Below are 11910 nucleotides of genomic sequence, written 5' to 3'. Positions count from 1 at the left end.
CTTTTATAACTAAACGAAATAACTAACTAAGATTAATATTATGTCAACAGCAACTAAAGAAGTGCATCACAATGAATTATTAGGGCACCCAATAGGTTTATTTATACTGTTTTTTACAGAAATGTGGGAGCGCTTTTCTTACTATGGAATGCGTGGAATTTTAGTGTTGTATATGGCAACCTCGGCTACAGCAATAGATCCAGGTTTAGGTTGGTCTAATAAAGATGCTATTTGGCTATATGGTTGGTATACAATGTTAGTATATGTTGCTTCTATACCAGGAGGATGGATTGCAGATAAATTTTTAGGGCAAAAGAAAACCGTAATGTTTGGTGGTTTACTACTTTGTATAGGTCATGGTGTATTGGCAATTCCTCAAAGTTGGGCCTTTTTTACAGGTTTAGCTTTAATCATTTTAGGAGTTGGTGGACTTAAGCCAAATATTTCTACAATGGTCGGTGGTTTGTATAAAGAAGGAGATATTAGAAGAGATAGTGGATTTACTATTTTTTACATTGGTATTAATGTAGGTGCCTTTTTAGCGAGTATTACTGTTGGTTTAGTTGCTTATTATTACGGATGGCATTATGGATTTGGTTTAGCAGGTATAGGCATGTTACTAGGTCAGGTTGTATTTATTTGGGGACAAAAATTCTTAAAAGGTGTTGGTGAATTTACAGGTGGAAGTGAAGCTACAGAAGCAGAACGTTTAGCTTCAAAACGTCCTTTAAGTAAAATTGAAAAAGATAGAGTTGTTGTTTTATTGATCTCTTTCTTAATCGTAGTGGTGTTCTGGGGAGCTTTTGAGCAAGCTGGAGGATTGATGAACCTTTATACCGATGCCAAAGTAGATAGAAATATAGGATTAAGCTGGTTACAAGAAATTCCTGCAGCAGTATTTCAATCTTTAAATGCAGGTTATATTATAATCTTCGGAACCATTATTGGTGGATTTTGGATTTGGTGGAAAAAAAGTGGAAGAGAATCTTCTTCACTTTTCAAAATGGCAATCGGTACCATTATTATGGGTCTAGGATATGTGTTTATGATGTTTGCATCTCAAGAAGCAAGTTCTGAAACTTTTGGTAAAGCAGCTATGATGTGGATTTTCTTAGCCTATTTATTTCATACTATTGGTGAGTTATGTACATCACCAGTTTCATTATCTTTCATTACAAAATTAGCACCTTTAAAATATGCTTCTATAATGATGGGGGTTTATTTTGCAGCTACTGGTTTTGGTAACAAATTAGCTGGTACTATTGGAGAGTCTTCTCAATTAGAATCGTTTAGTGGAACAATGGTAGTGAGTAAACAAGAGGTTTTACCGTTTCTATCTAAAGACACTATAAAAGTTAAAAATTCGCAAAATAAAGTCGTTAAAGTATTTGATTACCCGATCAATGAAGATAAAAACTTTAGTTTTAAATCTACCGTATATCCAGAAAATGGTCAGGTGGTATTTAAAGATTTTGAAACAGGTAAAGATTTAAATAGTTTATTTGAATTATCTAAAGGAGAGGATTCAAATACGCACCAACTTTTAGAAGCATTAAAAGAAAATAACGTTTCAGAATCTAATCCATATCATGCAAGAATTGTATTTGAAAAAGATAAGGATAAAGCTCAAATTATAGAAAACAAAGGTGATGGTAAAGATTACGGTGTTTCCTTTGTTTTAGAAGAAGAGCAAAGTGAACAAGAATATGCAACCTTTATGTGGTTAACGATATTTACTGTTGCATTTGGTTTATTATTACTTTTATTCTTGAAGAAATTGAAAAAATTAACTCATGGAGCTGAAGATAACGAACACGAAATTTTAGAACAAGAGCAATATGAACTTGCTAACCCTGAGCTAAACGACTAAATGCTATTACCCTTGTGTAAGATTACTAACATAAGGATTTTAGTTCCCTTATTAAATTAATTATTTTATGAATACTGATATAGAGAATCTGTTTAAAGACAAAGTTCTAGGTCACCCTGCTGGACTTTTTGTTTTATTTTTTACTGAAATGTGGGAGCGTTTTTCGTTCTATGGAATGCGTGTATTACTGGTTAATTTTCTTACTATGGCAGCCATTGGTTACAATCCAGGTTGGGAGTGGACAGTAGAAAATGCAGGGGCGCTTTTTGGTACTTATGCTATGTTGCTTTATATCACACCGATTATTGGTGGTTGGCTTGCGGATAAATACACAGGTTATCGTACAGCTGTTATTATTGGTTCATTAGTCATGACGGCAGGTCATGCTTCGATGGCTATAGAAACAGAGTTTTCATTATACTTTGGGTTATTTTTATTAGTAATTGGTACAGGTTTCTTTAAACCAACGATGACGTCTATTATTTCGGATATGTACAAGAAAAATCCAGAGAAAAAAGATGGTGCATACACAATATATTACATGGGTGTAAATGCAGGAGCTTTTTTCGGAATGATGCTTTGTGGATATTTAGCTGAGAAAGTAGGTTGGTCTTATGGTTTTGGATTAGCTGGTATCTTTATGCTTCTTGGAACAATTCAATTTTGGTTATCGGGGCCTTTATTTGGTAAAATAGGAGCTAAACCATCTAAAGAGCATGAAGTAGAATTACCTCAGAATATAAACGAAGAAAGTGTTGAAGTTGGTGAAGATGATACTGAATTAGAAGAGCGTCCTAATCCTTTTACAACTTTAGATAAAATATTAATTGTAATATCTGCTGTTATTGGTCTTGCTTATGCAATTAATGATCCAATGTCTAAAATAGCTGGTGTAGATATGTTTTCTTTCTTACAGGTAGGAGATTTTGAAGGTCAATATACAGCGGTTCTTTTTGCATTAGCATTATTCTTAATCTTAGTTGTTGGTCGTATTTTACGTTACACTTCAGTGGTAAGAGATAGAATGATAGCATTTATCATTTTTGCGTTCTTTACGGTGTTCTTCTGGATGTCTTTTGAGCAAGGTGCATCTTCTTTAGTGATTTTTGCAAGAGATAATGTAGATAGAATGTTAAGTGGTGGAGCAGCAACGATGTTTAATATCATTAACACATTACTTACCGTAATTCCTTTAATTATAATTTCATATGTGCTTTTTATTTTATGGAAGAAAACATTCAGTAAGATACCAGGTTCTAATATTGTTTTAGTGATTTGTTTCTTATTTATGTGGGGAATTGTAGGGTGGATGTTAAATAGAGATTACAATACTATTGCTTATGATGTTACTTATTCTGCTCTTGAAAAACCAGACTTAGATGATAACGGTGAACAAAAAGTAGATAAGGATGGTAAAATGCAATTTTTATATATCCCTGTATCAGAAAATACAAAATCCGATGCTACACATAAAATTGTAAAACGTACTACTTCTATAGCAGAACCCCTTACATTTAATGTGGGAGACAAATTAAACATTGCACCTAAAAATAATGAAGCTACACAATTTGGTTTCTTAGATGGAGAGCGTTTAGAGGCAACAAAACAAAAAGCTGAAGAATTAAATAGGGATAATGGTATTGTAGGAGCAACGATTACTAAAGTAAGAGATAATGAGGTTGAAATTACGGTATCATGGTTTAGTATTCTAAATTCGTTTTTTATTATTGTATTCGCATCTTTCTTTTCTAAGTGGTGGGAAAGTAAATATAACCCTAGTGCAGCTACTAAATATGCGCTTGGTTTAAGTATTATGGGGCTTGGGTTTGGTTTACTTGCTTTTGGTGCTGCAGGAATTGTAGACGGTGTAAAAGTGAGTATGATTTGGCTTATACTAGCTTACCTATTTCATACTCTTGGTGAACTTTGTTTATCACCAGTTGGTTTGTCTTATGTTAGTAAATTAGTGCCAGGACGAATGATAGCGCTGATGTTTGGTATGTGGTATTTGGCCATCGCTATTGGTAATAAATTAGCAGCCGTATTAGGAGGGCAAATTGAAAATATTACTAAAGAATATAGTTTATCAACATTCTTTTTAATATTTACTATTGTACCAGTTCTTGCAGGATTGTTAATTTTCTTTTTAAATCCTGTGTTAAAAAAATTAATGCACGGTGTACGTTAACATAAACCGTTAAAAATATATAAAATGCTCCGCCTTAGGAGCATTTTTTGTAAGTTCGGATCAAATTTTGCAACGAAATAAATATGATAAAAAAAATAACTTTAGGGCTAATTGCTATTTTTGCTTTTTCATTTACAACAGTAGCACAAGAAATTAATTGGTTAACGATAGATGAGGCTTTAGAGCTTCAAAAAAAAGAACCTAAAAAGATCTTTATGGACGTTTACACCAATTGGTGTGGGCCTTGTATTATGCTTGATAAAAACACATTTCATAACGAAGATGTTGCGGCTTACATCAATGAGCATTATTATGCTGTAAAGTTTAATGCAGAAGGAAATTCTACGGTGACTTATAAGGAGCAAACTTTTAAAAACCCTAATTATGACCCCGCAAAAGAAAACAAGCGTAACAGTGCGCACGAATTCTCAAGGTTTTTGCAAGTACAAGCATATCCTACTATGGTCTTTTTTGATGAAGAAGGCGGATTTATTTCTCCAATTACAGGATATTTAAAACCGCAGCAGTTAGAGCTGTATTTAAAACTTTTTAAAAGTGACGATCATAAAGATATGACCTCTCAAGAGCAATTTAATGAATACTTTGAGGCTTTTAAGCCGTCGTTTAAAGAATAAGAAATCATTATTTTAATATAAATGCTCCCTTTTCATTCGTATAATGAAAAGGGATTTTTTTAGAATACGATGTTTCTGTCCAGCGTTTTACATAGGATTTGTAATTACTAGCATCTGCTATTATTTGTTCCGGATTTAAACTATCAATAAGTCGGTTAAGATTAAGTCTTGGAGAATTGCGCAATAATATGTAGTGTGGTCTAAAAGAGAGGTTCTTGTAAATAGATAAGCTATCTATTACTAATATGGTTTTACCTTTATATTGATATACGCTTTGTAAGCTATCATCTGCAATCTTAATTATAGATTCTCCGACTTTATAGTTTTTTATAGCGTAATTGCTTTGGCGTTGTAATGTGTCTAAATTATGATGTAGAATGAGGTTTTTGTTATTCTTAATTCCTATTATAGAGTGTCTACTCTTGTTAAAAATAATAAATTCATCATTTTGATCGTGATACCTGTTGTAAAATTGAATTCCTTGTAACCCAATAATAAAAACAAGGGATGCAGCTGCCCAAGTAAATTTTTTATACTTATTAAATTTCAGCAAAGTTATAATGATTAAATAGCATACAATAACTTGAAGCATTGTAAACGGAATGTCTTTCAGTAAGAAGTTTTCAAACTGCGCTACCCAAGCAATAAAATCATTTAGAGCATCGATGATGTAACTATAGATCAAAACAAGAAACTTTGGTAGTAGATTTAATAATGCTAATGCTATTATTAGCATTCCAATACCTAAAATAAGTCCTAAAAAAGGGATAACTACAACATTCGCTATAAAAAACAAACCAGGGAATTGATGGAAATAAAATAAGCTAATTGGTGCTACACCAAATTGAGCAGCCAAGGTAACTGTAAATATGGTCCATAATTTACGAGGTATAAATTGCTTTGGTGTCCATAATTTATAAATTATAGGTTGGATACTCACAATCGCTAACACAGCTAAATAACTCATTTGAAATCCTACAGCAAACAAGAAAGTTGGTTGAACTAATAAAATGATAAAGGCAGAAATGACTAAAGTATTATAAACGTTAGTACGGCGCTTAAAGTGCAAGGCAATACTGATGATACTAAACATCATTACAGCTCTAGTAACAGAAGGTTTTAAGCCCGCAATAATAGCGAAGCTCCAGAGTATTAGGATTAAAATAAAAGGTCTTATAAAGTGTCCGTATTTTAAATAGAGTAGCGGACTTAATATAAAATTAAGTATTAACAATATAATGCCAACATGCAAACCAGAAACAGCCAAGATATGGATAGTACCAGAATTGACATAATTAGAATATATTGTTTTGTCAATAGTGTTGCGTTGCCCTAGTAAAAGTGCGTTCATAATACTTAAAGCTTCATCTTTAAAACCGGCAGTAATAAGTTTGTTGTTTATTTTTAGTCTTAAAGCATCAGCATACCCGTAAATAGTTTGTTTAGAACTTGAGAGTCGTAAAGTATTTGAAGAATCTAGATATAATTGATGGTAAACCTGCTGAAATTCTAAATACTTATTGTAATCAAACTGATGAGGATTTAAAGGTTTCTGTATAGGTTGTAATGGGCTAAATGCATAAAAGCGATCATCAATACTATATGATTTTAAAAGATGATCTCGTTTTATATTAATCAGTAAACGGCCAACAGTTTCTTTATCGTTAATCGATGTTATGCTTACAATATATTTCTCGTTATAAGCATCAGGTTTCAACCGTTCTTTAATTTGAAAAATAAAATTGTTATAATTACCATCTGAAGTGTAATGCGTATAATGATTTGATTGTAATCTCTCATCTTGAAAACTATACGCAATAATACCAATGCCAATCATGCACAGATACACAAGAGCACCAAAAATTGGTGAACAGCTAATTTTAGTCTTAATAATATAGGTGTAAATGCCAATAAAAGCTGCTAGTACAATAGATAGGCACCATATAATATGGAAATTTGGCTTTAGGTAATGTGCCAAAAGAATACCAGATATTAAGCAAATGGTAAGTTTTATTATCGTGAAATTTAGTAGCTTCATTAACGTAAGTTACTAAAAATCTATATATTATGTTATTATTTTGTTTTTTAAGCTTAAGACTGTAAGAGTGTTACTCTATTTTATACTGAAGTTGCTAGATGTTTTTTCAGCGGTTAAGAATGTCATAGATTTACAAAACACGTCTAGCTTGTACAAAGGCAAAGTACCAATATTTATCAGCTAATGAAGAAGTCATGACACCTCTACTTGTAGATGCGTGAAGAAATTCGACATTACCTGTTCTAACATTAGTAACAATACCAACGTGATTTACTTTTCTACTGTTTTTACTAGTAGCAAAAAACAAAAGATCACCAACATTAACTTCTTTTACATCCACCCAATCTCCGGTGGTTTTTAGTCCCGATGTACTTCTAGGTAGACTAACATCATATTTTTTATAACTCGTATAAATTAATCCAGAACAATCCATACCTTTTTTAGTAGTACCGCCATATTTATAGCGTGTGCCATCAAAAGTTTGTGCATATTTTACAATACTTTTTGCTTCAGAACTTGTTTTTACATTGGTATTAACATCAATCGTTCTGGCCTGTCTAGATGTGCTAGAGACTGTTTTTTTCGATTTACAACTGCTTGCTAGTATAACGAGTAATATAAGAGGCAATAATTTTTTCATATGTAGTTTTGGGGATTTGTTTTTTTAATAGTTTAGAAGTTAGTTGTTAGCATCTTTGATTGATGCAACAATTAATTTAGCAGCATTTTCACTAGCACCTCGTCCTCCTAATATTTTTTCTAATTCGTAATAATCTAAAAATAGTTGTTCCCGGTTTTCAGAATCTAAAATAGCAGTTAATTCTTTTTTTAATCGTTTTTTATTTAAATCACCTTGAATCAATTCTGTGACAACTTCACGATCCATTATAAGATTAACAAGCGAGATATATTTTAAGGTAATAATACGTTTTGCTATTTGATATGAAATAGCATTTGCTTTATAGCATACTACCTGAGGGACTTTAAATAAGGCGGTTTCTAATGTAGCAGTGCCTGAGGTTACTAAGGCGGCTGTTGAAACACTGAGTAAATCGTAAGTTTTATTAGAAATGAAATTAATATTATCGTGTTTTATAAAAGGTTTATAAAAATCAAAATCTTGACTCGGCGCTCCTGCAATAACAAATTGATAATCTTCAAAATCATCAACTAAGCTAAGCATAACGCCCAACATTTTTGTAATTTCTTGTTTACGACTACCCGGTAATAATGCAATAATTGGTAAATCACTTAAATTATTTTCTTTTCTAAAAAAGTCATCTTCAACTTGTGGTCTATCTGCAATGGCATCAATTAACGGATGTCCCACAAAGTTAACATCAAAATTATATTTTGCGTAAAATGCTTTTTCAAAAGGAAGAATGCAATACATAGCATCAACATCTCTCTTTATCTTTTCTACCCTGTTTGCTCTAGATGCCCAAACTTGTGGAGAAATATAATAATGAGTTTTAAACTTATGCTCTTTTGCCCATTTTGCAACTCTTAGATTAAAGCCAGAGTTGTCTATAAAAATGATAACATCAGGCTGAAATGTTTTAATATCCGTTTTACAAAATTTAATGAGTCCTAAAATTTTTCTGAGGTTAAATATAACTTCAGCAAAACCCATAAACTGGCGTTCCTTATAATGCAACACCAATTCGCCACCAACATTTTGCATAAGGTCACCACCCCAAAATCTAATATCAGCATGTTCATCTTGTTTAAATAATGCTTTCATTAGATTAGAACCATGTAAATCACCCGAAGCTTCTCCTGCTATGATGTAGTATTTCATTCTAATTCTTAATTTAAAATCTTTTTATAAAACTAATTATAATTTCCAAGTATTCAAATTCTGTATGGCATGGTATGCAGTTAAATCAAACTGAACTGGTACTACAGAAACATATCCATTTTCTAAAGCCCATTCATCCGTGTCTTCACCTTCATCCATATTTACAAATTTGCCAGTAAGCCAATAATAATCGCGTCCCATAGGATTGGTGCGTTTATCAAACTCTTCTTCCCAATTAGCTTTTGCTTGTCTGCAAACTTTAATTCCTTTAATGTCTTCCTTTTTTAAGTTTGGTAAATTAACATTCAAAACGACTCCATTGGGTAAACCATTTTCTAAAACTTGTTTTGTAATCGTTTCGATAAAAGTTTTACAGTGCTCAAAATTAGCATCCCAGTTATAATCTAAAAGAGAAAACCCTATCGCAGGTATACCTTCGATTCCAGCTTCTACTGCAGCACTCATCGTTCCTGAATAAATAACATTAATTGAAGAGTTAGAGCCATGATTAATTCCTGAAACACAAATATCAGGTCTTCGGTCTAAAATTTCATTGACTGCTAGTTTTACACAATCAACAGGTGTTCCTGAGCAACTATATTCTGGTTGATTACCATCTATCGTTACTTTTTCTACGTATAAAGTGGAATTGATTGTAATAGCGTGTCCTGTAGCGCTTTGAGGGCTGTCTGGTGCAACTACAACTACATCTCCAATTGTATTCATTACAGAGATTAAAGTTCTAATTCCAGGTGCTGTTATACCATCGTCGTTTGTGACTAAAATTAATGGGCGTTTAGACATTTCTACTTAATATTAAATGAATTGTAAAAGTAATAAAAAAGGTTTCTATTTAAGGGAAATGCCTGCCCTGTTTGTGATAGTTGTAATTTCTATAAGAATTTTATTTTTAAGATGCGTGTTTGAATTAAGTAGAAACCTAAAGCGATTGATTGTAGTTTTAGAAAGTAGTAGTCATAGCTTTAACAAAAAAATAGGGTGTCTATTTTTTGTGGCATGGTTTTTTCGTCTATTTTAGTGAAAAATTGAGAGCCTACTTTAATTACAAAAGAAAAATTGTAGATCTATATTCTAGCTTTTAGCAAATAAAGCTTGAGTATTAATGATTACGTTTTACCTAAAAAAAACAAAAAAAGAGAATGAAAGGGAATTATAAATTTTTATTACTAGCGCTATTAATAGCATTTGCTTCGTGCAGTTTTACAAGCAAAAAATTTGAAGATCCAGATAAAGATAAATTGTTAATTCAACTTATTACTTACTTACTGGATCAAGGTCATTTTGAACCTAAAGATATTAATGATGACTTTTCATCACATGTTTATGATGACTATTTAAATAATTTAGATCCGTTTAAACGTTATTTCTATGAATCAGACATTAAAGAGTTTGAAGCTTACAGAAATAAAATAGATGATCAAATTAAGGCTTATGATGTTTCTTTTTTCAATCTTACGCACGAGCGTTTATTGCAACGTATTGAGGAGTCTAAAACCATTTATAAAAACATTTTAGATAAGCCATTTAATTTTTCAAAAGAAGAAGAATATAATGCAGACTATAAGCAACTAACATATGTTACCAATAAACGTGAGATGAAGGAACGTTGGAGAAAGCAACTTAAGTTTTCTACAATAGCAAATTTTGATAATGTTGTCTCACAACGTGATTTAAATACTGATTTCGATCCGTCGGAGGATACAGATACGTCTGAGTCAAATGAAAAATTAGAGACTAAAGAAACTGCAGAAAAGAAATCTGATAAAGAGTTAGAATCTGAAGCTAGGTTAGCAACTAAAAAATCTCTTGATGAACTTTATGATTATATTGAAGACAGAAGGCGTAACGATTGGTTTGCTGTTTATATCAATGCTATAGTAGAAGAATTTGATCCACATACTTTTTATTTCGCGCCAGAAGATAAGGAACGTTTTGATAGAGATATCTCAGGTAAATTTGAAGGTATTGGTGCACGTTTACAAAAGAAAATAGACGGCATTATGGTGAATGAAATTATTAGTGGTGGACCAGCTTGGAGAGCAGATGAGCTTGAGGTAGGAGATCAGATTCTTAAAGTAAAACAAGGAGATGAAAAAGAAGCTATCAATGTTGTAGGTATGCGTTTAGAGGATGCTATTAAGTTTATAAAAGGCCCAAAAGGAACTGTAGTGACATTAACCTTAAAGAAAGTAGATGGTACAATACAAGATATAGACATTAAAAGAGATGTGGTTGAATTAGAAGAAACTTATGCTAAGTCGTCTATAGTAAAAAAAGATGGAAAAACTTTCGGGCTTATTAACTTACCTAAGTTCTATATCAGTTTTGAAGATTACAATGAGCGTAATGCAGCTTCAGATATTAAACAAGAAATTATTAGATTAAAAAAAGAAGGTGTTGAAGGTTTAGTAATGGATCTTAGAAATAATGGTGGTGGTTCTTTGCAAACGGTAGTTGATATTGCGGGGTTATTTATAGAAGAAGGTCCTGTGGTGCAAGTGAAAACAACAGGTGAGGCAAAAGAAGTTTTAAGTGATAAAGATAAAGCGATCGTTTGGGATGGTCCTTTAGTAATCTTAGTGAATGAGTTATCTGCATCTGCATCAGAAATTTTAGCAGCAGCAATGCAAGATTATAAGCGAGGGATTGTTATTGGAAGCAAGCAGACTTATGGTAAAGGTACGGTACAAACCGTAATGGACTTAAACCGAATGGTAAAAAATAATACACAAGGCGATTTAGGTGCTCTGAAGTTTACTACTCAGAAATTTTATAGAATTAATGGAGGGTCAACACAGTTAGAAGGTGTAAAGAGTGATGTTGTGGTTCCAGACCGTTATAGTTACATTGATATAGGAGAAAAAGATCAAGAAAACCCATTACCATGGGATAAAATTGATGCTGCTGATTATGATGTATGGACTAACTATTTCGATTATGATACTACAGTTAGTAAAAGTAAAGCTAGGATGTTTAGTAATGAACAATTGAAGCTAATTGATGCTAATGCGAAATGGGTAAAGAAAATTAGAGATCGCGAATCGTATTCATTAAATTACGAAACTTATAAAAAGGAAATGGAAGTTAATGAAGAAGAAACAAAACGTTTTTCTAAGCTTTCAGAATATCAAACAGATTTAACGTTTACATCGTTACCTTATGAGGTGAAGTTAATGGATGCAGATTCTGTATTGATGGAAAAACGAAACAGGTGGCATAAAAGTTTATCTAAAGATGTTTATGTAGAAGAAGCGATTAATGTACTTCGTGACTTAAAAGAAGGACAAGCCATAAAAGGGGGTGTTGCAAATTCTACTAAGAACTAAATAAAGTGATAAAATAGAATACCTTTGTAGC

General features: G+C 32.2%; 8 protein-coding genes. 4 read left to right on the top strand and 4 right to left on the bottom strand.

Features of this window, described 5'->3' with window-relative positions; translation table 11 throughout:
* Positions 1-40 precede the first annotated feature (40 nt).
* The 3 genes from HM985_RS01890 to HM985_RS01880 all read left to right on the top strand — a co-directional run bounded on the left by HM985_RS01890 (position 41) and on the right by HM985_RS01880 (position 4693).
* Positions 41-1870 carry a peptide MFS transporter gene (locus HM985_RS01890; protein ID WP_179374606.1) on the top strand — a complete coding sequence of 610 codons (1830 nt, stop codon included), beginning with the start codon at positions 41-43 and terminating at the stop codon, positions 1868-1870.
* A gap of 67 nt (positions 1871-1937) precedes the next feature.
* Positions 1938-4058, top strand: coding sequence for a peptide MFS transporter (locus tag HM985_RS01885; RefSeq protein WP_179374605.1), 2121 nt, complete (start codon positions 1938-1940; stop codon positions 4056-4058).
* A gap of 83 nt (positions 4059-4141) precedes the next feature.
* Complete coding sequence (locus HM985_RS01880) at positions 4142-4693, top strand: thioredoxin family protein (protein ID WP_179374604.1); 552 nt, start codon at positions 4142-4144, stop codon at positions 4691-4693.
* Positions 4694-4700: 7 nt separating this feature from the next.
* Here HM985_RS01880 and HM985_RS01875 read toward each other — a convergent pair whose 3' ends face one another.
* From HM985_RS01875 to surE, 4 genes are all read right to left on the bottom strand, one after another.
* Positions 4701-6731: a ComEC/Rec2 family competence protein gene (locus HM985_RS01875; RefSeq protein ID WP_179374603.1), complete on the bottom strand. Its 2031-nt coding sequence runs from the start codon at positions 6729-6731 to the stop codon at positions 4701-4703.
* A gap of 130 nt (positions 6732-6861) precedes the next feature.
* Positions 6862-7371: a C40 family peptidase gene (locus HM985_RS01870; protein ID WP_179374602.1), complete on the bottom strand. Its 510-nt coding sequence runs from the start codon at positions 7369-7371 to the stop codon at positions 6862-6864.
* Positions 7372-7410: 39 nt separating this feature from the next.
* On the bottom strand, positions 7411-8532 hold the full coding sequence (gene lpxB / locus HM985_RS01865) for a lipid-A-disaccharide synthase (RefSeq protein WP_179374601.1): 1122 nt from the start codon (positions 8530-8532) through the stop codon (positions 7411-7413).
* A gap of 36 nt (positions 8533-8568) precedes the next feature.
* Entirely contained in the window at positions 8569-9336 is a 768-nt protein-coding gene (gene surE / locus HM985_RS01860) for a 5'/3'-nucleotidase SurE (protein ID WP_179374600.1), read from the bottom strand.
* Positions 9337-9692: 356 nt separating this feature from the next.
* Between surE and HM985_RS01855 the strand changes: the two genes are divergently transcribed.
* A complete protein-coding gene (locus HM985_RS01855) occupies positions 9693-11879 on the top strand; it encodes a carboxy terminal-processing peptidase (protein ID WP_179374599.1) in 2187 nt (728 codons plus the stop codon).
* Positions 11880-11910 lie beyond the last annotated feature (31 nt).

Source organism: Winogradskyella wichelsiae (genome assembly GCF_013403925.1).
Lineage (GTDB): Bacteria > Bacteroidota > Bacteroidia > Flavobacteriales > Flavobacteriaceae > Winogradskyella > Winogradskyella wichelsiae.
Note: the sequence above shows the minus strand (reverse complement) of the source record. Positions and strands in the feature narration are given on the sequence as shown.

Bases quoted from the DNA above. Each gene is read 5' to 3' on its own strand.
- lpxB (WP_179374601.1), bottom strand. From the start codon at position 8,532: ATGAAATACTACATCATAGCAGGAGAAGCTTCGGGTGATTTACATGGT.
- HM985_RS01855 (WP_179374599.1), top strand. From the start codon at position 9,693: ATGAAAGGGAATTATAAATTTTTATTACTAGCGCTATTAATAGCATTT.
- HM985_RS01875 (WP_179374603.1), bottom strand. From the start codon at position 6,731: ATGAAGCTACTAAATTTCACGATAATAAAACTTACCATTTGCTTAATA.
- surE (WP_179374600.1), bottom strand. From the start codon at position 9,336: ATGTCTAAACGCCCATTAATTTTAGTCACAAACGACGATGGTATAACA.
- HM985_RS01890 (WP_179374606.1), top strand. From the start codon at position 41: ATGTCAACAGCAACTAAAGAAGTGCATCACAATGAATTATTAGGGCAC.
- HM985_RS01880 (WP_179374604.1), top strand. From the start codon at position 4,142: ATGATAAAAAAAATAACTTTAGGGCTAATTGCTATTTTTGCTTTTTCA.
- HM985_RS01870 (WP_179374602.1), bottom strand. From the start codon at position 7,371: ATGAAAAAATTATTGCCTCTTATATTACTCGTTATACTAGCAAGCAGT.
- HM985_RS01885 (WP_179374605.1), top strand. From the start codon at position 1,938: ATGAATACTGATATAGAGAATCTGTTTAAAGACAAAGTTCTAGGTCAC.